This is a genomic window from Stutzerimonas kunmingensis (assembly GCF_014764705.1).
Taxonomy (GTDB): domain Bacteria; phylum Pseudomonadota; class Gammaproteobacteria; order Pseudomonadales; family Pseudomonadaceae; genus Stutzerimonas.
This window is the reverse complement of the sequence record NZ_JACXXG010000012.1, coordinates 1-26,729: the sequence shown is the minus strand read 5'-3', so window position 1 is coordinate 26,729 and position 26,729 is coordinate 1. Positions and strand designations below refer to the sequence as shown.

At 61.2% G+C, this 26,729-nt stretch carries 26 protein-coding genes and 1 pseudogene; 10 read left to right on the top strand and 17 right to left on the bottom strand.

Going from position 1 to position 26,729, the window contains the following annotated elements; all coding sequences use genetic code 11:
- Positions 1 to 6 precede the first annotated feature (6 nt).
- From IEG05_RS11410 to IEG05_RS11385, 6 genes are all read right to left on the bottom strand, one after another.
- On the bottom strand, positions 7 to 276 hold the full coding sequence (locus IEG05_RS11410; protein WP_003299380.1) for a K+/H+ antiporter subunit F: 270 nt from the start codon (positions 274 to 276) through the stop codon (positions 7 to 9).
- A complete protein-coding gene (locus IEG05_RS11405) occupies positions 261 to 761 on the bottom strand; it encodes a Na+/H+ antiporter subunit E (protein WP_046621294.1) in 501 nt (166 codons plus the stop codon). The genes IEG05_RS11410 and IEG05_RS11405 overlap by 16 nt, the downstream gene beginning before the upstream one ends.
- The gene (locus tag IEG05_RS11400) at positions 758 to 2,257 is read right to left on the bottom strand and encodes a monovalent cation/H+ antiporter subunit D (RefSeq protein WP_046621297.1); all 1,500 of its coding nucleotides are present in this window, start codon (positions 2,255 to 2,257) and stop codon (positions 758 to 760) included. Before IEG05_RS11400 ends, IEG05_RS11405 begins: the two co-directional genes overlap by 4 nt.
- Positions 2,254 to 2,583, bottom strand: coding sequence for a Na+/H+ antiporter subunit C (locus IEG05_RS11395; RefSeq protein ID WP_003299385.1), 330 nt, complete (start codon positions 2,581 to 2,583; stop codon positions 2,254 to 2,256). Before IEG05_RS11395 ends, IEG05_RS11400 begins: the two co-directional genes overlap by 4 nt.
- Positions 2,583 to 5,375 (bottom strand): monovalent cation/H+ antiporter subunit A, encoded by a 2,793-nt coding sequence (locus IEG05_RS11390; protein ID WP_046621298.1) that lies wholly within the window; start codon positions 5,373 to 5,375, stop codon positions 2,583 to 2,585. Before IEG05_RS11390 ends, IEG05_RS11395 begins: the two co-directional genes overlap by 1 nt.
- A gap of 216 nt (positions 5,376 to 5,591) precedes the next feature.
- Complete coding sequence (locus IEG05_RS11385; RefSeq protein ID WP_046621300.1) at positions 5,592 to 6,053, bottom strand: outer membrane lipoprotein; 462 nt, start codon at positions 6,051 to 6,053, stop codon at positions 5,592 to 5,594.
- 164 nt (positions 6,054 to 6,217) lie between these two features.
- Between IEG05_RS11385 and IEG05_RS11380 the strand changes: the two genes are divergently transcribed.
- Positions 6,218 to 6,454, top strand: coding sequence for a hypothetical protein (locus tag IEG05_RS11380; protein ID WP_023443738.1), 237 nt, complete (start codon positions 6,218 to 6,220; stop codon positions 6,452 to 6,454).
- 223 nt (positions 6,455 to 6,677) lie between these two features.
- Here the strand turns inward: IEG05_RS11380 and pdxH are convergent, their stop codons facing one another.
- The 4 genes from pdxH to dinG all read right to left on the bottom strand — a co-directional run bounded on the left by pdxH (position 6,678) and on the right by dinG (position 11,687).
- On the bottom strand, positions 6,678 to 7,325 hold the full coding sequence (gene pdxH, locus IEG05_RS11375) for a pyridoxamine 5'-phosphate oxidase (RefSeq protein WP_046621302.1): 648 nt from the start codon (positions 7,323 to 7,325) through the stop codon (positions 6,678 to 6,680).
- A gap of 196 nt (positions 7,326 to 7,521) precedes the next feature.
- Positions 7,522 to 8,148 carry an OmpA family protein gene (locus tag IEG05_RS11370; protein WP_046621304.1) on the bottom strand — a complete coding sequence of 209 codons (627 nt, stop codon included), beginning with the start codon at positions 8,146 to 8,148 and terminating at the stop codon, positions 7,522 to 7,524.
- A 136-nt stretch (positions 8,149 to 8,284) separates the two neighbouring features.
- Positions 8,285 to 9,433 (bottom strand): EstA family serine hydrolase, encoded by a 1,149-nt coding sequence (locus IEG05_RS11365; protein ID WP_046621307.1) that lies wholly within the window; start codon positions 9,431 to 9,433, stop codon positions 8,285 to 8,287.
- Positions 9,434 to 9,542: 109 nt separating this feature from the next.
- Complete coding sequence (gene dinG, locus IEG05_RS11360) at positions 9,543 to 11,687, bottom strand: ATP-dependent DNA helicase DinG (RefSeq protein WP_046621311.1); 2,145 nt, start codon at positions 11,685 to 11,687, stop codon at positions 9,543 to 9,545.
- An 87-nt stretch (positions 11,688 to 11,774) separates the two neighbouring features.
- Between dinG and IEG05_RS11355 the strand changes: the two genes are divergently transcribed.
- Entirely contained in the window at positions 11,775 to 12,239 is a 465-nt protein-coding gene (locus IEG05_RS11355) for a CopD family protein (protein ID WP_046621313.1), read from the top strand.
- Positions 12,240 to 12,298: 59 nt separating this feature from the next.
- Here IEG05_RS11355 and IEG05_RS23465 read toward each other — a convergent pair whose 3' ends face one another.
- Positions 12,299 to 12,937, bottom strand: coding sequence for an OmpA family protein (locus IEG05_RS23465; protein WP_473243922.1), 639 nt, complete (start codon positions 12,935 to 12,937; stop codon positions 12,299 to 12,301).
- A gap of 132 nt (positions 12,938 to 13,069) precedes the next feature.
- Between IEG05_RS23465 and IEG05_RS11345 the strand changes: the two genes are divergently transcribed.
- Positions 13,070 to 13,567, top strand: a complete 498-nt coding sequence (locus IEG05_RS11345) for a DUF6231 family protein (protein WP_045666942.1) — start codon at positions 13,070 to 13,072, stop codon at positions 13,565 to 13,567.
- Position 13,568: 1 nt separating this feature from the next.
- Positions 13,569 to 14,054 carry a YchJ family protein gene (locus tag IEG05_RS11340; protein WP_046621316.1) on the top strand — a complete coding sequence of 162 codons (486 nt, stop codon included), beginning with the start codon at positions 13,569 to 13,571 and terminating at the stop codon, positions 14,052 to 14,054.
- A 55-nt stretch (positions 14,055 to 14,109) separates the two neighbouring features.
- Here the strand turns inward: IEG05_RS11340 and fpr are convergent, their stop codons facing one another.
- Positions 14,110 to 14,886: a ferredoxin-NADP reductase gene (gene fpr, locus IEG05_RS11335; RefSeq protein ID WP_014819886.1), complete on the bottom strand. Its 777-nt coding sequence runs from the start codon at positions 14,884 to 14,886 to the stop codon at positions 14,110 to 14,112.
- Positions 14,887 to 14,999: 113 nt separating this feature from the next.
- On the opposite strand from fpr, the gene IEG05_RS11330 reads away from it, so the two are divergent.
- Positions 15,000 to 15,926, top strand: coding sequence for a LysR family transcriptional regulator (locus IEG05_RS11330; protein WP_023444829.1), 927 nt, complete (start codon positions 15,000 to 15,002; stop codon positions 15,924 to 15,926).
- A gap of 14 nt (positions 15,927 to 15,940) precedes the next feature.
- Here the strand turns inward: IEG05_RS11330 and erdR are convergent, their stop codons facing one another.
- Positions 15,941 to 16,591 (bottom strand): response regulator transcription factor ErdR, encoded by a 651-nt coding sequence (gene erdR, locus IEG05_RS11325; protein ID WP_003299411.1) that lies wholly within the window; start codon positions 16,589 to 16,591, stop codon positions 15,941 to 15,943.
- Positions 16,592 to 16,837: 246 nt separating this feature from the next.
- On the opposite strand from erdR, the gene IEG05_RS11320 reads away from it, so the two are divergent.
- Positions 16,838 to 17,749 carry a DMT family transporter gene (locus IEG05_RS11320; RefSeq protein WP_046621319.1) on the top strand — a complete coding sequence of 304 codons (912 nt, stop codon included), beginning with the start codon at positions 16,838 to 16,840 and terminating at the stop codon, positions 17,747 to 17,749.
- Between the two features lie 13 nt (positions 17,750 to 17,762).
- Here IEG05_RS11320 and IEG05_RS11315 read toward each other — a convergent pair whose 3' ends face one another.
- The gene (locus tag IEG05_RS11315) at positions 17,763 to 18,473 is read right to left on the bottom strand and encodes a tRNA-uridine aminocarboxypropyltransferase (RefSeq protein WP_125897175.1); all 711 of its coding nucleotides are present in this window, start codon (positions 18,471 to 18,473) and stop codon (positions 17,763 to 17,765) included.
- Between the two features lie 127 nt (positions 18,474 to 18,600).
- Here IEG05_RS11315 and IEG05_RS11310 point away from each other — a divergent pair, with 127 nt between their 5' ends.
- Complete coding sequence (locus tag IEG05_RS11310) at positions 18,601 to 18,999, top strand: PA3611 family quorum-sensing-regulated virulence factor (RefSeq protein WP_014819882.1); 399 nt, start codon at positions 18,601 to 18,603, stop codon at positions 18,997 to 18,999.
- 55 nt (positions 19,000 to 19,054) lie between these two features.
- Here IEG05_RS11310 and IEG05_RS11305 read toward each other — a convergent pair whose 3' ends face one another.
- Positions 19,055 to 21,469: a phosphoketolase family protein gene (locus IEG05_RS11305; RefSeq protein WP_191122065.1), complete on the bottom strand. Its 2,415-nt coding sequence runs from the start codon at positions 21,467 to 21,469 to the stop codon at positions 19,055 to 19,057.
- 132 nt (positions 21,470 to 21,601) lie between these two features.
- Between IEG05_RS11305 and IEG05_RS11300 the strand changes: the two genes are divergently transcribed.
- Together IEG05_RS11300 and IEG05_RS11295 are read left to right on the top strand one after the other, a co-directional pair.
- Complete coding sequence (locus IEG05_RS11300; protein ID WP_102833037.1) at positions 21,602 to 23,011, top strand: MBL fold metallo-hydrolase RNA specificity domain-containing protein; 1,410 nt, start codon at positions 21,602 to 21,604, stop codon at positions 23,009 to 23,011.
- Between the two features lie 115 nt (positions 23,012 to 23,126).
- Positions 23,127 to 24,218, top strand: coding sequence for an LOG family protein (locus IEG05_RS11295; protein ID WP_023444835.1), 1,092 nt, complete (start codon positions 23,127 to 23,129; stop codon positions 24,216 to 24,218).
- 111 nt (positions 24,219 to 24,329) lie between these two features.
- On the opposite strand, the gene recX is transcribed toward IEG05_RS11295, so the two are convergent.
- Together recX and IEG05_RS11285 are read right to left on the bottom strand one after the other, a co-directional pair.
- The gene (recX, locus tag IEG05_RS11290) at positions 24,330 to 24,797 is read right to left on the bottom strand and encodes a recombination regulator RecX (RefSeq protein WP_090519012.1); all 468 of its coding nucleotides are present in this window, start codon (positions 24,795 to 24,797) and stop codon (positions 24,330 to 24,332) included.
- A 5-nt stretch (positions 24,798 to 24,802) separates the two neighbouring features.
- Positions 24,803 to 25,354 (bottom strand): annotated as a pseudogene (locus tag IEG05_RS11285) (recombinase RecA family protein); the annotation flags it as partial.
- 146 nt (positions 25,355 to 25,500) lie between these two features.
- Here IEG05_RS11285 and IEG05_RS11280 point away from each other — a divergent pair.
- On the top strand, positions 25,501 to 26,729 hold a 1,229-nt coding region (locus IEG05_RS11280; RefSeq protein ID WP_191122063.1), incomplete at its 3' end, for a hypothetical protein.

Genomic DNA, 26,729 nt, shown 5'->3' with positions numbered 1-26,729 from the left:
TTTCCCTCAATCAATGATGTCGCCGTGCAGCAGGTGCTTACCGACTGCCACGGTACTGACGAAACCCATCACGGCAATCAGCAGTGCAGCCTCGAAGAACAGGTCGGAGGCGAGCCAGATGCCGAACAGCACGATAAGCGCGAGCGCGTTGATGTACAGCGTATCGAGCGCGAGCACTCGGTCGGGCATGTCCGGCCCCTGGACCAGACGAACGACATTCAACACCGCCGCCAGCCCCAAAACGGCCATACAGAACGGAATCACGTAGGCGAGCATTCGAAGATCTCCAGCAGTGGCGCTTCATAGTTACGCTTGACGTCAGCGATTAGCGCATCGACATCAGGCACGTCCAGCGCATGCACCATCAGCATCTGGCGATCCTCACTCAGACAGGCTGACACCGTCCCAGGCGTCAGCGAGATGATGCTGGTCAGGGTGGACAGGACGAACTCGTTCTCGATGGCCATGGGCACCTCAATGAACGCAGGACGCAGGTTCTTCTTCGGTCCCAGCACCAGCTTGGCAACGTGCACATTGGCCACGACGATGTCGTAGAGCACCTTGAGCGAGAACACGCACAGCCGCAGCGGCTTGCGTATGCGCGGCACCTCGACGAGAAACCCCCGAACCAGAAGTGGAATCGCCCAACCAAGAAACAGACCGAGCAAGAACTGCCCGAAGCTCAGCCTGTTGTTGAGCAGCAGCCAGAGAATGGCCAGCATCAAGGTCAGGGCGGGATTAGGTAACCAGCGCGCTTTCATGCCGCACCTCCCTGAAGGATCTGCAGATAAGGCGCAACATCCAGCAGCTGCGCAGCAGTGGCCTGAACGAACGCCTGCAGCGGGCCGGCGGCGACAACCAGCATCACACTACCAAGCAGCAGGCCGACCGTCGCCAGAACCCGAATGGCATCGGCAGGCTGCCCCACCGCCTCGGCACTGGGACGCCAGAACACCAGGCTGCCGGCTCGGCTCAGTGAAATCAGCATGCCCAACCCCCCGACCAACACCACGGCCCACAGCGCGATAGCGTCTGCGCCAAGCTCGATGGCGCGCAGCAGCATCACCTTGCCGAGAAAGCCGGAGAACGGAGGCAAACCGGCCACGGAGATGGCGCCCATGAAGAACAGCGTGCCAAGCAGCAGCGGCTGACGCAGCGCAGGCGCCGAAATCAGATCGGTCCCCAGGTCTCCGCGCTGACGAGCTATCAGATCGGCGAGCAGGAACAAGCCGCCCGCAACCAGCGTGCTGTGGACCAGGTAATAAAGTGCCGCAGCAAGCCCTGCCTCGCTGCCGAGCGCAATACCCGCCAGAAGCGTGCCCACCGACACGACCACCAGATAGGCCAGCAGCACCTGCAGGCTGCGAGCGGCCAATGCGCCTATCACAGCCGCACCGAGCGTCAGCAGAGCTAGCGGCCAGAGCCAGACATCGACCATGCCGCTCAACTCGCCCGCTTCGCTGCCGAAGACAAGGGTGAACACACGAATGATCGCGTACAGACCGACCTTGGTCATGATCGCGAATAGCGCAGCGACCGGCGCGGTGGCTGATGCATAAGCCCGCGGCAACCAGAAGTACAGCGGCAGGATTGCGCCCTTGAGCGCGAACACCACCAGCAGCAGATACCCGGCGGCCGCCAGCAGCGGCGCATCGGCCGGATCGGCCGCGCTCACACGGGCAGCCATGTCGACCATGTTCAGGGTGCCCAGCAGCCCGTAGAGCATGCTCACGCCGATCAGAAACAGCGAGGAGCCGAGCAGATTCAGCACAACATAGTGCATACCCGAGCGCACCCTGCGCTGACCATGGCCGTGCAGCAGCAAGGCATACGAAGAGATCAACAGGATCTCGAAGAACACGAACAGGTTGAACAGGTCGCCGGTCAGGAAGGCACCATTGATGCCGAGCAGCTGGAACTGATAGAGGGCGTGAAAGTTGGGCCCGCGCTCATCATCACCACGGCAGGCATAAAGCGCTGCGAAACCAGCCAGCACCGCCGTCACCAGCAGCATCAGCGCGCTCAACCGGTCCAGCATGAGAATGATGCCGAATGGCGGCTGCCAGCTACCCAGCGCATAGATACGCAGCTGGCCATCATCGGCAAGCAGCACCAGCCAGATCGCAATCGGGACCAGGGTCCAGGTTGCCGCCAGTGAAAGCACGCGCTTGGTCGACTTGTTCGCGCGATGAGCGAACAGCAACAGCGCCCCCATGAACAACGGCAGCAGCAGCGGGAGAATCAACGCATGATTCATTTGCGCGGCTCCTCACCATCGACGTGATCGGTACGCAGCTCTCCGATGCTGCGCAACGCCAGCACCACCACGAAGGCGGTCATGGCGAAGCCGATGACAATGGCCGTAAGCACCAGCGCCTGCGGCAGCGGATCGCCATACTCCGCGCTCTTGCCTATCACCGCCGGAACGCCGGTCGCCAGCCGGCCCATGGAAAAGATGAACAGGTTGACCGCATAGGAAATCAGCGTCAGCCCCATCACCACCGGAAAGATCCGGGCACGCAGGAGCAGATAGACGCCACTGGCCGTCATGATTCCCAGCGTGATCGCGAACAGCGCTTCCACTACAGCACCTCCCTGTTGGAATCGTCCTGGCTGACCTGGCCGATGTTGGAAAGAATCAGCAATGTCGCGCCGACAACCACTAGATAAACCCCCAGATCGAAGAGCATTGCAGTCGCCAGCTCGAACTCTCCGACGAGAGGCAGATGGAAATACCCGAATGACGACGTCAGGAACGCGTAGCCGAACGCCCAGCTGCCCAGCCCCGTCAGCCCCGCAATAAGCAGGCCTGCGCCGCAGAGTGCGTGATAGCTGATCGGTTGCCGCGCCTGTGCCCAGCTCACGCCATGCGCGATGTATTGGAGAATCAGTGCCACCGCGGTGATGAGACCGGCAATGAATCCGCCACCCGGCAGGTTGTGCCCGCGCAGGAAGATGAAGGCGGAAATCAGCAGCGCCATCGGTAGCAGCGCGCGGGCAAGTGCATCCAGAACCATGGGGTGCCGGTCAACCGACCAGAGTCGCCCGCCATAGTCGCGAACCGGGTGCGGCAGGCGCAGGCCTTTGAGTAGCGCATAGATGCCTACGCCGGCGATCGCCAGCACTGCGATCTCGCCCAGGGTATCGAACCCACGGAAGTCCACCAGGATCACATTCACGACGTTCTTGCCGCCGCCGCCGGAAACACTGTTCTCGAGGAAGTACGACGCGATGCTGTCATAGGGCCGGGTCAGCACGGTGTAGGCAAGCAGCGCGACCATGGTGCCGCTGCCGCCCGCAAGAACGAAATCGCGGAAGGCACGCAGGCTGCTCGACTCGGCCGGCGTACGGTCGGGCATGAAGAACAGCGCGAGAATCAGCAGGATGATCGTCACCACCTCTACCGAAAGCTGGGTCAGCGCCAGATCCGGGGCGGAATAACGGGCAAACCCGAGCGCGACCATGAGACCAACGACACTGAGTACGATCAGCGCGGTCAGACGGCGGCGATGGAAAAGCACGGTCAGCAGCGAAGTCAGCGCCAGAATCGCCATGCCCAGCACGGTGATTCCATCAAGCGGCGTCAGCGCGACCGGTCCATGCAGCGTTTCCAACGGGGTCAACGCAAAAACCACGAGCACCAGCGTACTGAGCAGCATGAGGGCGATGTAGCGTTGCAGCGAGCCATTTTCCAGCAGACAGGTGAAGTGACGTGCAGCGAGGGTCAGTCCGCCCATCACCCGTTCGAACACCTCCAGCGAATCGACGGTGGGCAACCCTTCGTACCAGCGGAACGCCCACTTGCGCAGCGAGTAGATCATTATCCCGCCGATCAGCGCTGCAAAGCTCATGGCTAGCGGCAAGTTGAAGCCGTGCCAGATCGACAGGCTGTATTCAGGCACATTGCCATTCAGCGTTCCCGACACGGCCGCCGCCAACAATGGGCCTACGGTGAAAGCCGGTAGCATCCCCACCAGCAAGCAGAGCAACACGAGGATTTCCACCGGAATCTTCATGTAGCGGGCAGGTTCGTGTGGCGGGTACTTCGGCAGATCGATCGGCTCGCCGTTGAAGAACACGTCGTGAACGAAACGCAGCGAATAGGCGACCGAGAACGCACCGGCCAGCGTCGCTGCCGCAGGAATCGTCCAATAGAAGCTACCGAGCAGGTGCTGATCGAGCGTCTCGGCGAAGAACATCTCCTTGCTCAGGAAGCCATTGAGCAACGGCACGCCCGCCATCGCCAGCGACGCCACCATGGCGAGTGCCGCGGTATGCGGCATGTACTTCCACATGCCATTAATGCGGCGCATGTCGCGAGTGCCCGTCTCGTGATCGATGATCCCGGCGGCCATGAACAGCGAAGCCTTGAAGGTTGCGTGGTTGATGATGTGAAAGATCGCCGCCACCGCCGCAAGACGCGAATCCAGGCCGAAGAGCAAGGTAATCAGGCCCAGGTGGCTGATGGTGGAATAGGCCAGCAGGCCTTTCAGGTCGTGCTGGAACAGCGCCATCACCGCACCCAGCAGCAATGTCGCCAGCCCGGTGACGCTGACCATGTAGAACCACCACTCCGACTCGGCCAGCGCCGGATACAGCCGAGCGAGGAGGAAGACACCGGCCTTGACCATCGTCGCGGAATGCAGGAAGGCCGATACCGGCGTGGGCGCTGCCATTGCCTGTGGCAACCAGAAGTGAAAAGGGAACTGCGCGGACTTGGTGAACACACCGAGCAACACGAGAATCAAGGTCAGCGGGTACAGCGCATTGGCACGGATCAGATCGCCCGAAGCGAGCACGGTTGTGAGCTCGAAGCTGCCGACGATATGGCCAATCAGCAGAATCCCGGCGAGCAGAGCGAGGCCGCCCCCCCCGGTGATGGCGAGCGCCATGCGCGCGCCTTGGCGCGCATCGGCGCGGTGATTCCAGTAACCAATGAGTAGGAACGACGAAAGGCTCGTCAGCTCCCAGAACATCAGCATCAGCAGCAGATTCTCGGACAGCACCACGCCGAGCATGGCGCCCATGAACAACAGGAAGAAGCCGAAGAATCGCCCCATTGGGTCCTTCTTCGACAGGTAATAGCGTGCGTAGAGAATGACCAGGAGACCGATGCCGAGAATCAGCAGGGCGAAGAGGAAGCCCAATCCATCAAGGCGCAGGCTCAGGTTGAGTCCGAGCTGCGGCAACCACTCGTAATGGATGATTTCGGTTTGGCCGGCAAATACGTCGGCCCGTTTGGTCAGCAGCAGAATCAGCGCTGTCAGTGGCGCCAAGCCCGCGCCAAAGGCACAAGCGGAGCGACCAAACCGCTCCAGGAGCAAAGGCAGGAAGATGCCCAGAAATGGCAAAGCGATGATCAGCGCAAGCGCCATGAACGAGACCCCTTAAGCCACCTGAGCGGAGGCATTCTTATCCTTGCAGGCACAGCAACTGCCTGAAACAGCACATAAATGTGTGCCCGATTATCCATACCGATGATGCTGGCGTCATGGATTCATGTATTTCGAAAAACAAAAAGCGCTGTCACCGTTCCGTTTACGGAGCGGTGACAGCGCTCTGACCTCAGCCTCGGGCAGCTGCTATGAAGATCAGGGCGCCACGCGACTGGTACCACTGACGGTGAGGATGCGAACCCGTTGTCCGACCCGAAACACCTGATTGGGCTCCACGGCCTGCACATAGGCGCGCATGTTGCCATCATCCTCGCGCACGGTGATCTCGACACCCTGGGTACGGGTTATCCCCTCTTCTGCCGCGGCACCGAGCATGCCACCGGCAACCGCACCGATTACAGCGGCAACCGCGCTGCCACGACCGCCGCCGATGCCACTGCCGGCAACGCCACCAACCACTGCGCCAGCGCCGGTGCCGATGGGGGTCTTGGTTCCCTCGATCTTCACTGGACGCAGCGATTCGATGGTTCCGTAACGCACGGTCTGTACGGCTCGCGCCTCATCCCGAGAATAGGTATCTCCGGTCAGGCTGGAGGCGCACCCACCCAGAGCGAGCGTCAGAGCTGTAAAGGAAGCGACATAAATGGACCTACGCATTGCAATTCTCCTGCGGACAGCTGTTTCGTTCTGAACGGCGGCATGAGCAGTAGCGACAAAAAAGCGCTTGGCAACTTCTCCGTCCTGACTCAGCATTTACTACCTTCCTAGCATACCTATGCGAGTCGAACCTGGCGCACCGGTTCCTCTCGCCGAGACGATCCATGGATTACTTCATCATAGCCATCACCACCATAGCTGGCCTGGCTTTTCACGGCTGGCTGATCATGCGCTTCCGACTTTGGGCCGATCGGGACCTGGCGCTTTCAATCGCCGGCAGCGACCCAGACAAGCGCAGCTGGATGCTACAACGCCTCGCCGACGCGAAGAGTCAGAAGATCAAGCGGCGGGAACTACAAAGCTGGCTGGAGCAGCAGGTACAACACTACCCCGGCCTCTGATTCGGACACTTTCAGAAAATCAGACCCGAACAGACAAGCCACGCTTTCATGGTCTCTGGCCATCGGAAAGCACATCCCTAGCACCAGGTGATCGTTTGCTGGTCACAGAACGTTGCCAGCACGGCGCGAGAGCTTACCCGCTGGCGCTCCAGCAAAGCGCCGCTCTCCGGCACAAGAGGCTTGGAGCAACAGCGCCTGGACTAGTTTGTTGCTGGGAGACCATTCAGGGCGCCAAGCGCTCCCGCTGCCAGCTGTTTGCGATCAAACGATAGTCGAGACGATCATGCAGGCGGCTAGGCCGGCCCTGCCAGAACTCCATACGCTCCGGCAGCAGGCGATAACCACCCCAGTGCGGCGGACAATGGGGTGCCGTGTCGAGAAAGCGCTGCTCGGTTTCCGCCAGCAAACGCTCAAGTTCGGCGCGATCGCGAATCACCTGGCTCTGCGGCGATGCCCAGGCACCGAGCCGGCTACCCAAGGGGCGGACTTGAAAATAAGCATCCGACTCCTCCTGAGTAACCTTCTCCACCCGCCCCTCGATACGAACCTGACGCTCGAGTGTCGGCCAGAAGAAAGTCATGGCTGCATAGGGCGCAGCATTCAGTTGCTCACCCTTGGCGCTGTCGTAATTGGTGAAAAAGGTAAAGCCTCGATCATCCAGCGCCTTGAGAAGCAGGATGCGACAGTGAGGACGGCCGTCGGAGTCGACCGTAGCCAGGGACATCGCGTTAGGCTCCACCGGCGCCTGTTCGGTTTTCGTGGCCTCGGTGAACCACTGACGAAACAATCCGAACGGCTCGGCTGGTGCATTGGCCTCGCTGAGTCCGTCACGGGTGTAGTCACGGCGCATATCGGCCAGGGTCTGGATCATCGCGGGGCTCCTTGTAGTCGAATAAGCAGGCTTCAGCCTACCAGGCGGCCATTCGCCGGGCGACGGTGGTTGAACCCAGCCGGCCTGCATGAACTAGCTTATCCGCGTGCTCAGGCAACGCGCTTGATTCAAGGCAACCATGCCCAACGAAAACAGGCCCGCATGCGGGCCTGTCGATATCCAATGCCTGGCAGCGCTACTTGGCGACCTCGGCTTGCGCCACCTGAGTCGCGGCCTGCGCCGGCTGCTCGTACTTGGCGATCAATGCGAGCATCGTCGCCTGCGGCGCCAGTACCATCTCGACCCGACGGTTCAGAGCCCGGCCTTCCTTGCTGTCGTTGGCTGCACGCGGCATGTCGGAACCCAGGCCTCGAATGCGCAGGCGGTTATGCTTGAGGCCACTCAGGCGGAAAATGGCCGCCACGGCACCGGCACGCTCGCGACTTACGGTGCGATTGGTGTCCGCAGAGCCAGTGCTGTCGGCATGACCGAGTACGACTACGGCAGTCTTGTCGTCCTTCTCGACCAGCTTTGCAACACGGGTGATCGGCCCGAGGGTTACCGGCAGGAGCATGCCGGGACGATCCGGATTGAAGGACGAGTCCACCGGCGCTGTCACCACCAGCACGCTGTCACGGCGCTCCACCTCGAAACCACTGCCCACGAGCGCATCCTTCAACTGCGGCTCGTACTCATCGAGCCAGGCGTAATCCACCTTGACCGTAGCCGGGGCAGCGGCCTCGCTCGCTTTCTCGCTCTTCGAGCTGCAGCCGGCAACGACGATCATGCAGAAAATCAGGGAGACGCTCTTCAGCAGGTTCATGAGGCAGGTTCCGTCAACCAGAAGCGTTCTAGGAGGGTGCGACCAATCGAGGTGAGGCCACTATTGAGTTCGAGTTGAAATTGTGGACGCAAGCCCTTCTTTTGAAAAGCCTGCGAGGCCAGAAGTGACGAGTGGTTCAACGCAGGCATGCTGCAACGCTGCGCGCCAGCGATTGAGCACGCGGGTCCATCAGCACATAGGGGCCGAGGGTATTGGTCACGAAACCGAACCCCAGTTCACGCTCCGGATCGGCAAAACCAACACTGCCACCGGCACCAGGGTGACCGAACGCGTGCTCTCCCATGCCAAAGGTGGCATTGGCGACGTGCGGCTGATCCAACCAGCAGCCGAGGCCGAAACGCGTGGCCGCCAACAGAGTGCGGTCTTGTCCTGCGCTGTGCTCGCTGGTCATCTCGCGCAGCAGCGACTCATCCAGAAGTTTGCCCTGCAGCAACCCTGTATAGAAACCCGCCAACGAGCGGGCATTGCCATGGCCGTTGGCTGCCGGTTGCGCCATGCGTCGCCATTCCGGTTTGTTACCACTGCTCATGATGGATGGTGGATTGTTGAAGGCCCGGACACTTATTGACTCCGGCTCGCTCATCAAGGCCTTGAACAGGCGCTGCGCGGCAGCGTCACCGAAGTCGTTCTTGGTGCGCGTGAGATAAGCGACACGATGAGCCTCGGAGTCGCCGAGACCGATATGGAAGTCAAGCCCGAGCGGCACCGCCGTACGACGAACGATCGACTCCCCAGGCCCACAGCCATCGACACGACGCAGGAGCTCACCAACCAGCCAGCCGTAGGTCATCGCCGCGTAGCCCTGATCGGTGCCGGGCGTCCACCATGGCTCTTCGGCTGCTAGCGCGGCGGTCATGACGTCCCAGTCGTACAGCGCTTCGGCGGCTAGCGGTCTGCGAATCGCCGGCAATCCCGCCCGATGACAGAGCAGCTGACGCAGGGTGATCGTTTCCTTGCCATTGACTGCGAACTCCGGCCATATACGGCCGACGGGCTCATCCAGCTGCAGCTTGCCTTCCTCGACCAGCTGCAGCGCAGCAACCCCGGTGAAGGTCTTGGTGCAGGAGAACAGGTTGACCACCGTATCGCTGTGCCACACCTGCTCGCCCTGATTGTCGGCAACGCCGGCCCAGAGATCGACGACCGTCTCGCCGCCGATCTGCACGCAGAGTCCCGCGCCGCGCTGCTGGGTGCCATCGAACAGCGCGCCGAACGCATCGCGAACGGCCTCGAAACGAAGATCGAAATAGCCCTGAACCTGCACGCTGTCACCTCTCGCAATCAATTCTCGGGATTCTTGCAGCCGCCATTACGCAACAAAACCGCCAGACGAAGCGGTGATGGGGTGATATCGCGACCGGTTATCTCGCCTATCAACCAATCTCGCGACGGAACGGCGGAAGCGCATTGAGGATCGCCTTGCCATAGCGCTGCGTCACCACTCGCCGGTCGAGCAGCGTGATGGTTCCACGGTCCGCCTCGGTACGCAGCAGCCGCCCACAGGCCTGCACTAGCCGCAGAGAGGCATCTGGAACGGCGATCTCCATGAAGGGGTTGCCGCCGCGGGCCTCGATCCACTCTGCCAATGCGGCCTCGACCGGGTCATCGGGGACCGCAAACGGAATCTTCGCAATCACCACATGCTCGCAGTATGCCCCCGGCAGATCGACGCCTTCGGCAAAGCTGGCAAGCCCGAACAGCACACTGGACTCGCCATCGTCCACCCGCGCCTTGTGCTTGTTCAGGGTTTCCTGCTTGGACAGGTTGCCCTGGATCAGCACCCGCCGACGCCATTCACGCTCCAGGCCGTCGAACACGTCCTGCATCTGCTTGCGTGACGAGAACAGTACAAGCGTTCCCCGTGCACCTTCGACCAATCCCGGCAGTTCGCGGACGATGGCTGCCGTGTGTGCTGCAGCATCGCGCGGATCGGCCTTCAGATCGGGGACGCGCAGCACCCCGGCATCGGCATGATGAAAAGGACTCGGCACCACGGCGGTGACCGCAGCCTTGGGCAAGCCGGCCCGCATGCGGTAGCGGTCGAAACTGTTCAGCGCCGTGAGCGTCGCCGATGTCACCAGCGCACCAAAGGCGACATTCCAGAGATTGCGCCGCAATGTTTCCGCTGCAAGGATCGGGCTGGCATTGACCTCGATATCGAACAGCGCCCCGCCTTCCGCCAGGGTCAGCCAGCGCGCCATTGGCGGGCTATCCTCCGGGTCTTCGACGGTGAATGCGGTCCACAACTCCCAATTGTTCTGCGAACGCGTCAGCAGACTGCCGAACAGCGGGTACCACTCCTCGGCCTGATGGCTGGCGATTCCACCACCTGCTTCGCGGTCCATGGCCTCCTTGAGCAGTTCAGCGATCCGACTGAACAGGTCGGTCAGCTTGGAAAAACCCTTCTTCAGCTCGGTGCCCAGCTCGATCAGATGCTCCGGCACCACGCCACCGACGAAGCGGTGCCGCGGCCGCTCACGGCCCTCCATGTCCTCACCGGCCTTGAAATCGGCCAATTGCTCACAGGCGCTGAACATGAACTGCTGTTGGGTGCGCAGATCACGAGCCAGTTCTGGGATGCCCTCCACCAGCCGACCGAGCTCGCCCGGCAGCGGATGCTGGGCAAGCAGCTTGGTCAGGTTCTTTTCCACCTGCCCGAGCCAGTCAGCCGTGGAGCGCAACCGGGTGAAATGGGCGAAGTGACCGATGGCCTTGTCCGGCAGGTGATGCCCTTCGTCGAAGACGTAGATGGTGTCACGTGGATCGGGCAACACCGCACCGCCGCCAAGGGACAGGTCAGCCAGAACCATGTCGTGGTTGGTGACGATCACGTCGACCTTGGTCATGCCCTCGCGCGCCTTGTAGAACGCGCACTGCTGAAAGTTGGGGCAATGCCGGCCGGTGCATTGGCTGTGATCCGTGGTGAGCTGCGACCAGTCCGCATCGCCCAGCTCCTCCGGCCAGCTGTCGCGGTCGCCATCCCAGTGATTACCCGCCAACTTCTCGATCATGCCGGTGAAGAGCTTCTGGCTGCGCTCGTCGACCTCGATGCGGAAGCCTTCTTCCTCGAACAACTGGGCGGTCGCGCTCTGCGCCTGGCCCTCCTGCAGCAACAGATCCAGCTTTGACAGGCACAGGTAGCGCCCGCGGCCCTTGGCCAATGCGAAGCTGAAATTCAGTCCGCTGTTGCGCATCAGGTCCGGCAGATCCTTGTGCACGATCTGCTCCTGCAGGGCGACCGTTGCCGTGGCGATTACCAGCCGCTTGCCAGCCGCCTTGGCGGTGGGGATCGCCGCCAGACTGTAGGCGACGGTCTTGCCTGTACCGGTGCCCGCCTCGACCGCGACGACCGCGGGCTCGCTCTCGCGACGCCCTTCATCATCGGTCTTGATAGTGCCGAGCACCTTGGCGACCTCGGCGATCATCAGGCGCTGGCCATAGCGGGCCTTGAGCCCCTTGGCTTCGAGAAAACGGCTGTAGGCGCCCTGGATCTGGGACTTGAGTTCGGTGCTGAGCATGGGCGCGGAGCTGTATATATTTTCAGTACTTCAATGGGGCAGCTATGATAGCGCGCGTTCGCCCTGCCGCCACCGGAGATTTGCCCCATGACGTCATTTGCCCTGCTTTACACCCTGCATGTACTCGCCGCGACGGTCTGGGTGGGCGGAATGTTTTTCGCCTGGATGGTGCTGCGCCCGGCGGCGGTGGCGGTGCTGCAGGCACCGGAACGGTTGACCTTATGGGCAGATGTGTTCCGACGTTTTTTCGTCTGGGTGTGGGTGGCGGTGCTGGTATTGCCGCTAAGCGGCATCGGCATGTGGCACATGCGTTTCGGCCCGCTGGAAAGCGCGCCGCGCTACGTTCACATCATGGCCGGGCTGTATCTGGTGATGCTGGCGCTGTTTCTGCGTATCCAGCTACTGCAGTTGCCGGTCCTCAAGCGCGCGGTCGAGACCAAGCGGTGGCCGGACGGTGGTGCGGTGCTCGGGCAGATTCGCCGACTGGTGGGCATCAACCTCGTGCTTGGCCTGCTGGTGATCGCGCTGGCCAGCGTACGGCCGTCGTTCTGACAGCCGTAAAATAAAACAGCCGGACACTGGGCCCGGCTGGATCTGTTACCGCATTCGACTCAAGGGCGTGCTTCGACCTCAGCCTCTACGCGACGGTTGATAGCTCGGCCTTCTTCGGTTGCGTTATCGGCCACCGGGCGCGACTCACCGTAGCCAACCGCATTCACCCGATCGCCACCAACGCCATACTCGTCGACCAGCACTTTACGAACCGCATTGGCGCGGCGCTCGGAAAGGCGCTGATTGTAGGCATCGGTACCGACGGAGTCGGTGTGGCCTTCGAGCACGGTCGTGGTCTGGCCATATTCCTTCATGAAATCAGCCAGATTCTGGATGTCGCCATAGCTATCCTGCTTGACCACATCACGATCGAAGTCGAACTTGACGTCCAGTTCGACGCGCACCGGCTCTGCCGCAGGCTCCGGTTCCGGCTCGGACTGAGGCATCGGCTCGACCGTCTCGACGACGGCGACAGTTTCCTCTTCCATGCCGTTGGCCCAACAATAGGCTGCCGCGACACCACCACCGATCAGCGCACCCCAACCGGCATAGGAGCTGCTCTCGATGGCCCCCAGCGCGGCACCGCTCACGCCACCCACGGCCGCACATGTCGGCCAATCCTGTTTCTGCACGCCTGCACAACCAGCCAGGAACGTGGTCATGACAATAACGGGTACTGCTGTCCGTAATGTACTCATCGATCAAAACCTCCAGTGTGGACATTCAGCCAGAATCGCCACGTACGGGAATCCGGGCGGCTCCGGTTATTTTCAGACTAGGCCGACAAACGGCACAGCGCTAGTCTTCACCTTTGAAACGAGGATTCTCGATTGACTGAAAACCCTGTAGTGCACACGCCACAACAAGCGCTTGCGGCGATGCTTGAGCACTATGCCCCAAGCCGTCTATTGCACGTGGGGCGCAGTGATCAACCTGCTCTGGCTGCCTACGCCGAATGTCATCCGGAGTTTCAGCTAGACCGCGCCGATGCCGCGCCGCTATCAGAACAACTGGCCTCTCAGCGCTACGATTTGGCCCTGTTCGTCGACTGCCTGGAGCACATGCCCAAGCGTAACGGCCTGGAGCTGCTCGGCAGCGTTCGCAATCTGAATGCCAGCCGTATGGCGGTACTCGTGGATCTCGACGCATCCGAATGGCAGACCACAGACTTCTATGCATTAGCCCTGCAAGTCAGCGAGCGCTTCCAGCGCGACGGACAGACCTTGACGCTCTTCACCTACGACCTGCTCCAATACAAGCAGGTTCCGGACTGGCTGAATGCCAGGTTCTGGGCCAACCCGGAAAACTTCGGAAAGTACTGGTGGTGACATGAGCGAACAGCGCCCCTTCGCGCCTAACTGCCCTTGCGGCAGCGGCAATACGCTTGACCAGTGCTGCGGCCGTTATCACGCAGGCACACCGGCACCCAGCGCCGAACTGCTGATGCGCTCGCGCTATAGCGCCTACGTGCTGGGTCTGGTCGACTATCTGCAGGCCACCACGCTGCCGGTGCAACAGACGGCGCTGGACATGGACGGCATGCGCCGCTGGAGCCTGGACAGCACCTGGTTGGGGCTGGAAGTGAACGAGAGTGCAGTGCTCGGCGGCAAGCCTGAACATGCACGGGTGACCTTCACCGCCCGCTGGCACGACCAGGCGGGCGAGCATGTCCACCAGGAACGCTCGGCCTTCGTTCAATGCGACGGAAAATGGTATTTCATCGATCCGACGGTGCCACTCAGGGCCGGACGCAACGATCCCTGCCCATGCGGCAGCGGTTCGAAATTCAAGAAGTGCTGCGCCGCCTACGTCTGATGCCAGACCGCACCGGGATAGCCGCCGCGCGAGGCGGCGGCGTGGAGCGGATGCGCTACTTCTCGACGAATGCGCGTTCGATCAGGTAGTGCCCCGGATCGCCCATGCGCGGCGAGACGCTCAGACCGAAGCTGTCCAGCACCTGGCTGGTTTCGTCCAGCATGCTCGGGCTGCCGCAAATCATCGCGCGATCGTCCTGCGGATTGATCGGAGGCAGGCCGATGTCGCTGAACAGTTTGCCGCTGCGCATCAGCTCGGTCAGGCGGCCCTGATTCTCGAAAGGCTCGCGCGTCACAGTCGGGTAATAGATCAGTTTTTCCTTCACCGCCTCACCAAAGAACTCGTTCTGCGGCAGGTGCTCGGTGATGAATTCGCGATAGGCAACTTCGTTTGCGTAGCGAACACCATGCACCAGCACGACTTTTTCGAAGCGCTCGTAGGTTTCCGGGTCCTGGATGACACTCATGAATGGCGCCAGGCCCGTGCCGGTGCTGAGCAGGTAAAGATGCTTGCCAGGCAGCAGGTCGTCGAGCACCAATGTTCCGGTTGGCTTGCGGCTGACCATGATCTGGTCGCCTTCCTGCAGGTGCTGCAGTCGAGAAGTCAGCGGGCCGTTCTGCACCTTGATGCTGAAAAACTCCAGATACTCTTCGTAGTTGGGACTGGCGATACTGTAGGCGCGCATCAGCGGACGGCCCTCGACCTCTAGGCCGATCATGACGAACTGGCCGTTCTCGAAGCGCAAGCCTGCATTGCGGGTGGTCTTGAAGCTGAACAGCGTGTCGTTCCAATGGTGCACACTGAGAACGCGCTCTACGTTCAGATTGCTCATGCTACGAATTCCTCGTGGTGTCGCGACGGGCGTCGTTACGTGGCGCTAGTCTAGCGATGGCGTCTTTATTCGTTAACTGGATAATAAAGATATAGGTTATCGGTTATATAGATATGCATTTTACTCTCCGCCAGATCGAAGTGTTTGCCGCTGTCGCACGCCAGGAAAGCGTGTCGCGCGCAGCCGAGAGCCTCTCGTTGTCACAGTCCGCAACCAGTACGTCGCTGGCCGAACTGGAACGCCAGTCCGGCTGCCAGCTCTTCGACCGAGCCGGCAAAAGGCTCTGCTTGAACGCGCTCGGACAACAGCTGCTGCCGCAGGCAGTTGCCCTGCTCGATCAGGCACGCGCCATCGAGGATTTGCTCAACGGCAAGAGCGGCTTCGGCTCACTGGCGGTCGGTGCGACGCTGACGATCGGCAACTACCTCGCCACGTTGCTGATTGGCAGCTTCATGCAGCGCCACCCGGAATGCCGAGTGAAGCTGCACGTACACAACACTGCACACATCGTGCATCAGATCGCGCAACACGAACTTGATCTGGGTTTGATCGAAGGTGATTGCCAGCACCCGGACCTTGAGGTCCAGCCGTGGATCGAGGATGAGCTGGTGGTGTTCTGCGCGCCGCAGCACCCGCTGGCCGGGCGCGGCGAGGTGGGACTGGACGAGCTGACCAGAGAAGCGTGGATTCTCCGCGAGCAGGGCTCCGGCACGCGGATGACCTTCGAACAGGCTGTGCGACATCGGCCAGGCAAGCTGAACGTGCGGCTCGAGCTGGAGCACACCGAAGCGATCAAACGCGCGGTGGAGTCGGGACTGGGGATCGGCTGTATTTCTCGACTGGCGCTGCGTGACGCCTTTCGCCGTGGCAGCCTGGTACCGGTGGCGACGCCCGAGCTGGACCTGCGCCGCCAGTTCTACTTCATATGGCATTCGCACAAGTATCAGACCGCGGCCATGCTCGAGTTCGTCGAACAGTGCCGCGCCCTGACCTCAGGCGTGCGCCGCAGCGATGAAATCCAGCTGCCGCCGATCGCCTGAGGCCCGCATCCGGATCAGCTGGTTGGAATGGAACCCATCTGCTGCAGCAACAGGGCTGCCTGGGTGCGGGTACGCACGCCGAGCTTGCGGAAGATAGCGGTAACGTGAGCCTTGATGGTCGCTTCGGAAACGCTCAGTTCGTAGGCGATCTGCTTGTTCAACAGCCCGTCACAGACCATGGTCAGCACTCGGAACTGTTGCGGCGTCAGGCTGGCAAGCCCGGCGCTGGCGGCCTTGGCCTCATCGCTGACGTTGGCCACATCCTGGATGTTGCTAGGCCACCAGACATCACCATCCAAAACAGCACGTACCGCTTCCTGGATGGTTTCCAGAGAACTGGACTTGGGAATGAAACCGCTGGCACCGAACTCACGGGAGCGCGCAACGACCGCTGCGTCCTCCTGTGCCGAGATCATGACTACCGGTAGATGCGGATACTGCCCCCTCAGCAGTACCAGCCCCGAGAAACCATAGGCTCCAGGCATGTTCAGATCTAGCAGCACCAGATCCCAATCGGCGCCCTGATTTAGAAGGCTTTCCAGTTCGGCGATGCTGGCCGCTTCCACCAGACGTACGTTTTCCCCTAGCCCCATGGTGAGCGCCTGTTGCAGCGCGCTGCGGAAAAGCGGGTGATCATCGGCAATGATTATTTCGTAAGCAGCCATTGGCAGACCTGTAGTTTTTATTGGCGCTTTTTCATCGGCTTGAGCAGCCGATGCCGACAAGATGACGGCAGAAACCCCGAGACAACGCTCCGGGGATGGTCCGATGTGAAATTTTCGGCCGGCCAGACCGAATATCGGCCGCCCGCCACAACAAATCAAGCGGCGCAAGCATGCCCACCCATGAATAAGTGGTCAAGCGCGGCGCTTTGTAGCAAAGTCTGCGACTTTTCCCGACCGAGCCGAAACATGCGTAGCCAAGCCCTCCGCGCCGACTTCCTGATGCTGATCACCGCCATGATCTGGGGCACGGCCTTTGTCGCCCAACGCATCGGCATGGACAACATCGGCCCGTTTCTATTTACCGGCCTGCGCTTCGCCCTGGGCGCTCTCGCGCTGCTGCCACTGGTGATCTACCAGGGCCGCACCAAAGCCCGGCACGAACCCTTTCTGCAGCGTGGCCTGCTGCTCGGCGGCCTGAGCATGGGGCTTGCGCTGACCGTGGGAATCAACCTGCAGCAGGTGGGCCTGCTGTTTACCAGCGTGACCAACTCGGGATTCATCACTGGCCTGTACGTGATCGTGGTGCCACTGCTGGGACTGATCATTGGCCACAGGACAGGCCTCGGAACCTGGGTCGGCGCCTTTCTCGCCGTTGCCGGCATGGCGCTGCTGAGCATCGGCGAGGATTTCACCGTTGCCTCTGGTGACTGGATCCAGTTGGCCGGCGCCTTCGTCTGGGGCCTGCATGTGCTGCTGGTGAGCTTCTTCGTCAGCCGTCACGACGCGATTCGCCTGGCCTTCCTGCAGTTCGCCACCTGTGCCGTGGTGAGCCTGCTGCTGGCATTGATCTTTGAAGAGATTGAGCCGACCAGCATCTGGCTCGCCGGGCCGGCCCTCATCTACGGTGGATTGTTCGCCGTTGCGGTTGGCTACACGCTGCAGGTTGTTGCGCAGAAGCATGCGATCGCCTCCCATGCGGCGATCATCCTCTCACTGGAAGCGGTGTTCGCAGCCATCGCGGGCGCACTGTTCCTTGAGGAAAGCCTGACGCTGCGCGGCTACATGGGCTGCGTATTGATGTTCATCGGCATGCTCGCCGCACAACTCTGGCCGCGCAAAGCCGAGCCGCTAACCGCAGCCAGTCCTGCCAAGGCCTGACGGCCAATCGAGTTCAGCGCGCAGGCCTCAATGCCAGATGCGCGGCGTTCTGCAGGTCCGGCTGGCGATGATACTTGGCACCCAGATAGTGCTCGGTGAACACGTCGAGCAAGGCATCGAGCGTGTTCGCCGCGGCCGAATCTCCAGCCAGATCCAGACAGAGCGCTGCGACCTCGGCGGTGCACAGATGGTCACTGCGAGTCGACCGGCGCAGCCGGTAGCGCGACAGCACCTCGGGTCGCAGGCTCAGCACCGGCAGGCCATCCAGGTAGGGGCTCTTGCGAAACATCTTGCGCGCCTCGGTCCAGGTGGCATCGAGCAGTATGAACAGCGGGCGCTTAGCGTTATCCCGCTCAACTTGCTCGACCACCCGCCTCGACTCGGCGTATTCGCCCGGAAAGATCACCAGTGGCTGCCATTGCGGATCGGCCAGCAGAGCCAGCAATCGCGGGTCCACGCCCGTGCGCTGCCAGGTGAAGGCGAAGGTATCGCGCACCACATCGGCAATCAGCCAGCCCGTATTGCTCGGCTTGAGCGGCTCGATATCGTGCATCAGCAGGCAGACACCACAATCGCTTTCGATCGCCGGAAGCCAAGGGCAAAGGCAATGGCTGAATGGTACCCGGCAGCGCTCGCAGCGCGGCGCCCGGGAGCCGCGGGCAACGAAGGGTTTGAGGCTCTTGGCCAGGCGTTCGCTGCGCAGACGGGCTACGGCATGGGGCATGAATCGACTCGAGGGTGACGATGAAGCGCGGCAGTCTACCAGCGCCAGCGAGACTTCTGCCCAGCACCGTTAAATGAACCGCACCACAGGCAGCCGGTCGAAATAGCGCAGTCAAAAGGAGACCGCCATGTATCGTCTGACCACCCTGCTCGCTCTGAGCCTCGCCCTCCCCGTTGCCCACGCCGCCTCGCTGCAGGAGCAACAGCTGAATCAGCTGCTCGAGCAGGTCGCCCGCGAAAGCAGTGTCGGAACGCCCCGCGCGATCAACGAAGACATTCTTGACCAGGGCTACACCGTAGAAAACAACATGCTGGTAAACCATCTCAGCGTACAGCCGCGACATGCGGCGCAGATGCGCGATAACCCGGCCGATGTGCGCAGCCAGCTCGCTGTTAGCGTCTGTGGCAATGAAGGACTACGCAAGCTGATGAGCCAGGGCGCAGTCCTGCGTTATGACTTCAGCGAGTACCAGAGCAACAAGCCCATCGCCAGCGAGCGCTACAAGGCCTCGGACTGCGACCGCTAACAGGTGAACGCTGGCAGGCGCAGGCCACGGCCCGCCGTCCTGCCAGGTTTATGTATCAAGCGTCGCCCCGCAGTATCTGCGGATCACCCCTGCCGGCCACTGCGGCAGCCTCGTCCCTGGTAAGCAGCGCCGTGCGCGGCACGTTACGCAGGCGTGCGCAAGCCGCGAGCACGTTGGCCCAGCTGGCGCGGTTGGCGAACTGCATACCGAACTCATCCAGCGTGCCGCCGCGGTTGCGATAGCCGAGCGCCGAGCACTTGCGCGCGTCCGGCAGAATCGGCCACAGGTGACCGCGCGCCACTTCTGGCCGCATGTGCGTCAACAGCACGCGCATTTCCATCGCATCCGGGAACAACCGCTCCGCCACGCCTTCGCTGGCGCGCGCCCCGACTTCCCAATGATCGCGCGGACCGCGGAAGCGGCCCGGCTCCTGCAGATAGACAAGGCGATAAGCGCAGTCGGCCTCCTTGAGCCGCTTGGCCGCACGGAGCATCTCGCCCAGCTGATAGCTGCCGTTGGCAATCAGCAGCAATGCCTCGTTGCCCGGCTGCTCCTCGACCACGATGGCGCCGTCGCGCGCCAACTGCTCGGCCTGGGTCTGATCGAAGTAGCACGGCCGGTCGCGCTTGGGCATGACCAGACAGGCCAGCTCGCCACGCGCCTGGTATATCGATGGCAGTAGCGCCAGAGTGCTGTTGTGGTCAGCCGGAAACAGCACCCGGACCATGTCGTTCATCTCTCCGAGCAGCGCCTCGCAGAAGCTCGTGTCTTGGTGGGACTGCTGGTTCTTGCCGTTTTCCCAGGTGTGCGACGTCGCGATCAAGGGCCAGCCGAGCCAGCCTGCAGGCCTGCCAATCTCCTTTTGCTGCCGGGAAAAAATAATGCTCTGCCGCACCACGCCCAGCATCTTCACGCAGAAGGCTTCGTAGCTCGCCACCAGATTCAAGCCGCCCTGGTTGGCAAGGCAGGCGGATACCACCGCCTCCTCGTTGAGAGCGGTGATGATGGCGCCGTCCACGGCCTCCAGCTCGCTTTCCGGCTCGATGACGCGATGCTTGAGCGCCTTTAGCACGCCGCCCAAACGGTTGCTGGCCAGCTCGTCCGGATTACCCACCCGCGGCCGCAACGCGGGGTTGGCGGCCGTCAGCTCGACGAAGAAACGATCGACCGCTGCCATTGGTGAACAGGCGTCGTCGCGGTAGTTCAACTTCGGCATGGTCGGCGCAGGCGGGCGTCGCGAGGCGAGCGGATTGTCGCGCTCCAGCGTTCGACCCTGGCGACTGCGCGTGAACAGCTCCAGTGAAGCAGCCAGCTCCTGTTGCGGTACGAACAGACGCGCCGCGTGCTCGTTGAACAGGTCGCGTGACTGCTCATCGCGGCTCGGATTACCCGGCAATGGCAGGTTGTGCGCTGCGTTGCTGCCGGCACCATAGAAGCCGAAGCCTTTCACCGTCTCGGCGATGCCGTAGGGCATCGGCAGCGGATAGTTGAGAATGCCGCGCGCCTTCTCTTCCACGCGTCGCTCCAGGCGCAGCTCCATCTCCCACAGGGTGGTGACGAAAGCAGCAGGATCACGCCCATCGAACGGCATCGGGTCGAAGCCGCACTGACTCAAGTGCTGACGGAAATCCTCGAGCCCCTGCTCGGTGCCAAGCGCGGTACGCTGCTCGATTCGCCGTCCGTTGGCAATCATCACCGGCAGCGCGACGCCGCAATCTTCGGCACGCCACCAGCGCGGAATCCAGTCACTGCCGCGCTGCTCTTCCGCCGCGCCATCGGAGAGGAAGGCCACCAGCGTCTCGCCCGGCAGCGGCATGTGTGCGTATTGCAACTCGGCGAAACCGAGATAACCGCCCTCGGCAATGCCGCCGGCGGTGTGCGGATTGACATGGCTGCCCAGGGGCGCGAGCGGACTGCCGTCGGCGGCCTGGCCGTAACCGTAGAAATCCTGCAGCAGGCGATTCATGCCCGCCTCGCCGCCCGCATAGGCTTGCGCCTGCTCCGGATGCAGGTTGCCCGTCAGCAGGTTAAGCGCATCGACGGCCGCCACACAGTGGCCCTGCCCCATCAGCCAGGCGCGGGTGCGGCCAGTCAGCGCATTCAGGGCCAGGTAACCGGCATAGGCCGGCACCATGTTCAGCGCGCCGCCGGTATGCCCCTCGGGGTTCTGCTTGAAATCCTCGGCAGCCAACGGCGAACCGTCCAGATGCACCTGGCGCGCGTAGGTCATGTGCACCACCAGCCAGAGTCCGGCGCTGGCGACCCGGTCGACCGCCTGCAGCAGCCGGTAAACACTGGCCAGATCCGGCTGATGACCTGCCTGTACCAGCTGATGGGCCAACCGGAACACCGCCGCCTGGGTCTCCAGCGCGTGCTCGAACGGCCCGAAACCTACACGCCAGGTGGCGAACTCCGGTTCGGCTTGCGCGTGTTGATCCAGCTCGACAAGGCTGGGCAGTAGCTGACTCATGGGTTCACTCCGTTGGTAAGCGGGTTGTGCTGTAGTCTAGGCAGCGCTCGATTCGTTATCTCTGATATGTATCAAGTGGTCATGGCAACCGAGCGGGCAATGTGGACATCATCGTACAGACAGGAAGGCAACATGGCTTTGCTCAGTTTTCTAGGCGCCATTCAGCAGGTCACCGGCTCCTGCTATCTCATTGAGACCCACGACGGTGCAAGGGTTCTGCTCGAATGCGGCATGCACCAGGGCCGCCGGGAAGAAGCCGGCAGCGACCGCAGCACCTTCGCCTTCGACCCCAAGACACTCGATGCGGTGGTGCTGTCCCACGCGCATATCGACCACAGCGGCCTGCTGCCGCGCCTGGTCGCCCTCGGCTACCGCGGTGAGGTGCACTGCACCGATGCCACCGCGGAGCTGCTCGAACTGATGCTGCTGGATTCGGCGCAGATTCAGGAAAAGGATGCCGAGTGGGAAAACAAGTGGCGCGCACGGATCGGCAAACCGATGATCCAGCCGCTCTACACCCGCGTCGACGCCGAGCGCATGTTGAGCCAGCGCACTCCCCACGCCTATGGCGAGACGTTCGATGTCGCGCCAGGTGTCGCGGTGACCTTCCACGATGCCGGTCACATCCTCGGCTCCTCGATCGTGCAACTGGATGTGCACGACCATGGCAGAACACGGCGCGTGGTCTTCTCGGGCGACCTGGGCAACGACTGCTCGCCGCTGATGCATGCGCCGACCGTGCTCAAGGAAGCTGACGTGGTGCTCATGGAGTCCACCTATGGCGACCGCGACCACCGCAGCCACGAAGACACGATCGAGGAGCTGGCCGGCATCCTGCAACAGGCCCATCGCGATGGGGGCAACGTGCTGATGCCCTCCTTCGCCGTCGGACGTACGCAGGACCTGATCTACTATCTCGGGCGCTTCTACCGGGAAGGCCGCCTGCCGCAGCAAGCGGTATTCCTGGACAGCCCGATGGCCATCGGCGCCAACGCCATCTACTCGCACTACAAGGATCAGCTGGATCTCGACGGCATCGACAATGCCCTGAGCGGAGCCAGCGGCAAGCTTTACGCCGAGCGCTGGTTGCCGATCCTCCGATCCACGCCGACACCGGAAGAATCGATGGCGATCAACCGCTTCAAGAGCGGCGTGATCATTATCGCTGGCAGCGGCATGTGCACCGGCGGGCGCATTCTGCACCACTTCAAGCACAACCTCTGGCGCGAGGAGTGCCATCTGGTGATCCCTGGTTTCCAGGCACGCGGTACCCTCGGCCGTGCCATCGTCGACGGAGCGAAAAGCGTCAAGTTGCTGCACCAGCGCATCGCCGTGAATGCCAAGGTGCATACCCTCGGAGGGTTCTCCGCCCACGCCGGCCAGTCTCAGCTCATCGACTGGGTCAGCAACTTCGAAAGCCGTCCGGAGCTCTACCTGGTGCACGGCGAGCTGGAGAAGATGCAGGCGCTGCAGCAGACCATCCGTGAACGTCTCGACTGGGAAGCACGCATTCCGGAACCTGGCGACCGAATCGCCATCTGAACGCAGCCCGCCGAAGCCGCTTGCGGCTTCGGTCGCCTGCGCGCCACGCAACCGGCTTGAGCCGGCTGACCGCACCCTATAGCCTGAACGCGACGCTCATACATGGAGATGTTGTATGTCCTTTGATTCGGATGACTATCTGTCGCGGCATTTCAAGACCAGCGGCGCCGAGCTGGAAAGCAAGATCGATGAGCTGGCCGCCTTGGTCGTTCCGGAGAACAGTGCGAACCTGCCCCTATACCGGGAGATGCTGGTGACCGTCATGCGCATGGCTCAGGCCGACCGCAGCCGCTGGGATGCCAAAATCCTGCTGCAGACGATGCGCGAAATGGAGCACGCATTCAGCCGGCTCGACCAGTTCAAGCGGCGCCGCAAGGTCACGGTTTTCGGCTCAGCCCGTACGCCGGTCGAACATCCCCTGTATGCGCTGGCCCGTCAGTTGGGCTCCATCCTTGCGCATTACAACTTCATGGTCATCACCGGCGCCGGTGGCGGCATCATGGCCGCCGCTCACGAGGGCGCGGGGCGCGACAGCAGCCTCGGGCTGAACATCACGCTGCCTTTCGAGCAACACCCCAACCCGACAGTGGGTGGCACCGAGAACCTGTTGTCGTTCCATTTCTTCTTCGTGCGCAAACTGTTCTTCATCAAGGAAGCCGATGCGCTGGTGCTCTGCCCCGGTGGGTTCGGCACGCTGGACGAAGCACTGGAAGTGCTGACGCTGATCCAGACTGGCAAGAGTCCGCTGGTGCCGATCGTGCTGCTCGACGAACCCGGCGGCACCTACTGGAAGGATGCACTGCAGTTCATGCGCGGACAGCTGGAGGAGAATCGCTACATCCTGCCCAGCGACATGCGATTGATGCGCCTGGTGGACGATGCCGAGGAAGCAGCCAGGGAAATCGCCAACTTCTATCGCAACTTCCACTCGAGCCGCTGGCTGAAGGATCGTTTCGTTCTGCGCCTCAACCACGCACTGAACGACCAGGCGATGGAATACCTGAACGCGGAGTTCACCGATCTGTGTCTGAAAGGCGTATTCGAACAGCAGAACTGCTGTGAATCGGAACTGGACGAGCCCGAACTACAGCGCCTGCCGCGCTTGAGCTTCGTCTTCAACGGCCGCAACCACGGGCGCTTGAGGGAGCTGACGGACTACGTCAACGAACCGGCCAACTGGGCGCGGCCGCTGGCAAGCGAGGACTGATGGCCTTTGATGGCCTGGACTCCGGATATTGCGAGCGCTCGTAAGGCTAGTCGGCTTCAGCACCGACTGGTCTCCGACGCGCACAACCTGGCATAGAGCCCCGTTACCGCATCAATCCGCCGAGCTGTCGCCGCGCAACACTCGACTGATCAACTCCAGCGGATAACCGCGATAGCTGAGAAAGCGCCCCTGCTTCGCCCGCTCTTTGGCATCGGCAGGCAACCGTCCAGCGAACTTGCGTTGCCAGAGTTCGCGTAGCTGCTCACCCCAGTCAAAACCACTGTCACGCAATGCCTGCTCGATATCCGCTCTGACCAGCCCGCGCTGGGCCAATTCCTCGCGGATACGCAACGGCCCATAGCCGGCATTGGCCCGGCTTCTGACAAAGCTTTCGAGATATCGGGATTCGGAAAGCAGCCCCTGCTCGCATAGACGATCCAGGGCCTGCTCGATCAACTCAGGCGGGGCGCCACGCTGGCGCAGCTTGCGAGCCAGCTCGACGCGACCATGTTCGCGTCGAGCCAGCAGATCCATGGCCGTCCGCCGTACCGCGACGGGGTTATCGAGCACGGCAGCCATGGGGATCAGAAATCGGCGTCAGCCAGATCTTCGGTAACCGGGTTGGCCTTGGTGTTTGGCGCAACTACCAGCAACTTGTCGCGGATCTGTTGCTCGATCTCCTGACCGATCTCCGGATTGTCTTCCAGATACTTGGCGGCGTTGGCCTTGCCCTGGCCGATCTTGTTGCCCTTGTAGGCGTACCAGGCGCCGGACTTCTCCACCAGGCCCTGCTGCACGCCGAGATCGATGACCTCGCCATTGCGGTAGATGCCCTTGCCATAGAGGATCTGGAACTCAGCCTGACGGAAGGGCGGCGCCACCTTGTTCTTCACTACCTTGACGCGGGTTTCGCTGCCGACCACTTCGTCGCCTTCCTTGACCGCGCCGGTACGGCGAATGTCCAGACGAACCGAGGCGTAGAACTTCAGCGCGTTACCACCGGTGGTGGTTTCCGGGCTGCCGAACATCACGCCGATCTTCATGCGGATCTGGTTGATGAAGATGACCAGGCAATTGGCGTTCTTGATGTTGCCGGTGATCTTGCGCAGCGCCTGGGACATCAGACGGGCCTGGAGGGGAAGCAGTATTTGGAGGGGTTCAGGTAGGGTCGCTCTTACGAGGCCAACGCGCTGCAAAGCCATACTGTTCATGCCTTTCACCCTTGCGGAAGCCAAATCCCCATCTACGCTTCCTATCTGAACCAACTTCAGGTAGGAACGTGATGAGCGGGAAGCTGGAAAATTTCCTGAATGGTATCAAAACCTGCTGCCCGAAGGACATCCTGACCTGGGTGGAAAAGCATCCTCCAAAGCGTCGGGCGCCCTTCATCCGCGAATTTTTCATGATCGCTCACGACCTTGATCCGGAATGGCATCGGAACTCTGGGGTGATTACCAATGCATGTCGGACATTTCTCTTTCATCGCCGTAGTGCAATATCAAAAACCACAGGCAAGCCGGTCAAAGAAGTTACCGTAATCTCTGACTACACAGCAGTTAGTCATTACTTAAACAGGCTTCAAAAAGCCAAGAAACTGCCTAGTAATGCGCTGATCCCCCCAATCCCCAAATCGTCAGACGTATTCTCGGAAAAAGAATGCAATATCCTTGGTTATCTGACTTTGGAACATGCCGTTCAAGCAGCCTCCATGGAAATCGCTCTGAGCGAAATTGCGCAACAAATCGAAAAACATAGAGCTGTCATTCTCTCCAAATGCAAACATGTTGTTGCAGAAAGTTTTGCGCGTTATTTAAAAACCCCAGACATTATTCGCAGAAGCGATGTAATTGCTATTCGACTAACAAAGGACAACTTAGATCCTAACCTGAGAGGCTTTGGCACCGGCCAACATATTAGTTTTTTCTCACCTTCCCACCCAAATGGCTTCATTAACTCTGTTGCGTACCTAGCCACAGAACAAGACGGCCTTTTTACTCGCAAATCATTTCCTGGATCACATCACATTTATTCCTGGTCTTCAATGAAAATTAAATCATACTTGGGAATCACTGACGAATTTGCTGTTGCGGCGATGTGCATCATTATTGATGAGCTTGGAATTAACGTCATCGACTTGGCAAACGCCCAAGTAAAGAAAACGAAAGATGGGCAATTCGTCACCATCCGCGAGGATGGCGGGATCACCGTCACTACCCTTAAACCCCGGGCTAACAAATTAATTGAGCGCCATGCACCAAAAGCTTCGAACGAGATTAAAGTCGATGCAGAAAGTATAGACGCTAATACTACGCTATGGATGCTGTTACAAATGAGAACTCAGCACTCCAAGGCTTTGAACTCCAACTATCTTTTCGTCATGGATGGGCGGCGGCAAAAACTGAGTGCAACACCTGACCTTTCCGGTACGGTGCTGCCCCTATGTCTTATACCGAACTCAGCGTTGAAGAGCGCGCCACCATTCAAATCGGTCGTACCCAAGGCTTCAGCCTG

What these genes read in the sequence shown, in the direction of transcription:
- IEG05_RS11390 (WP_046621298.1), bottom strand. Translation starts at nt 5,375, where the DNA reads ATGGCGCTTGCGCTGATCATCGCTTTGCCATTTCTGGGCATCTTCCTG.
- pdxH (WP_046621302.1), bottom strand. Translation starts at nt 7,325, where the DNA reads ATGATCCAGACCCTGGCCGATATGCGCCGTGACTACACCCGTGACGGA.
- IEG05_RS11385 (WP_046621300.1), bottom strand. Translation starts at nt 6,053, where the DNA reads ATGCGTAGGTCCATTTATGTCGCTTCCTTTACAGCTCTGACGCTCGCT.
- IEG05_RS11330 (WP_023444829.1), top strand. Translation starts at nt 15,000, where the DNA reads ATGCATTTTACTCTCCGCCAGATCGAAGTGTTTGCCGCTGTCGCACGC.
- IEG05_RS11305 (WP_191122065.1), bottom strand. Translation starts at nt 21,469, where the DNA reads ATGAGTCAGCTACTGCCCAGCCTTGTCGAGCTGGATCAACACGCGCAA.
- IEG05_RS11410 (WP_003299380.1), bottom strand. Translation starts at nt 276, where the DNA reads ATGCTCGCCTACGTGATTCCGTTCTGTATGGCCGTTTTGGGGCTGGCG.
- IEG05_RS23465 (WP_473243922.1), bottom strand. Translation starts at nt 12,937, where the DNA reads ATGAGTACATTACGGACAGCAGTACCCGTTATTGTCATGACCACGTTC.
- IEG05_RS11310 (WP_014819882.1), top strand. Translation starts at nt 18,601, where the DNA reads ATGTATCGTCTGACCACCCTGCTCGCTCTGAGCCTCGCCCTCCCCGTT.
- fpr (WP_014819886.1), bottom strand. Translation starts at nt 14,886, where the DNA reads ATGAGCAATCTGAACGTAGAGCGCGTTCTCAGTGTGCACCATTGGAAC.
- IEG05_RS11355 (WP_046621313.1), top strand. Translation starts at nt 11,775, where the DNA reads ATGACGTCATTTGCCCTGCTTTACACCCTGCATGTACTCGCCGCGACG.
- erdR (WP_003299411.1), bottom strand. Translation starts at nt 16,591, where the DNA reads ATGGCTGCTTACGAAATAATCATTGCCGATGATCACCCGCTTTTCCGC.
- dinG (WP_046621311.1), bottom strand. Translation starts at nt 11,687, where the DNA reads ATGCTCAGCACCGAACTCAAGTCCCAGATCCAGGGCGCCTACAGCCGT.
- IEG05_RS11405 (WP_046621294.1), bottom strand. Translation starts at nt 761, where the DNA reads ATGAAAGCGCGCTGGTTACCTAATCCCGCCCTGACCTTGATGCTGGCC.
- IEG05_RS11300 (WP_102833037.1), top strand. Translation starts at nt 21,602, where the DNA reads ATGGCTTTGCTCAGTTTTCTAGGCGCCATTCAGCAGGTCACCGGCTCC.
- IEG05_RS11400 (WP_046621297.1), bottom strand. Translation starts at nt 2,257, where the DNA reads ATGAATCATGCGTTGATTCTCCCGCTGCTGCTGCCGTTGTTCATGGGG.
- IEG05_RS11320 (WP_046621319.1), top strand. Translation starts at nt 16,838, where the DNA reads ATGCGTAGCCAAGCCCTCCGCGCCGACTTCCTGATGCTGATCACCGCC.
- recX (WP_090519012.1), bottom strand. Translation starts at nt 24,797, where the DNA reads ATGGCTGCCGTGCTCGATAACCCCGTCGCGGTACGGCGGACGGCCATG.
- IEG05_RS11315 (WP_125897175.1), bottom strand. Translation starts at nt 18,473, where the DNA reads ATGCCCCATGCCGTAGCCCGTCTGCGCAGCGAACGCCTGGCCAAGAGC.
- IEG05_RS11295 (WP_023444835.1), top strand. Translation starts at nt 23,127, where the DNA reads ATGTCCTTTGATTCGGATGACTATCTGTCGCGGCATTTCAAGACCAGC.
- IEG05_RS11340 (WP_046621316.1), top strand. Translation starts at nt 13,569, where the DNA reads ATGAGCGAACAGCGCCCCTTCGCGCCTAACTGCCCTTGCGGCAGCGGC.
- IEG05_RS11380 (WP_023443738.1), top strand. Translation starts at nt 6,218, where the DNA reads ATGGATTACTTCATCATAGCCATCACCACCATAGCTGGCCTGGCTTTT.
- IEG05_RS11370 (WP_046621304.1), bottom strand. Translation starts at nt 8,148, where the DNA reads ATGAACCTGCTGAAGAGCGTCTCCCTGATTTTCTGCATGATCGTCGTT.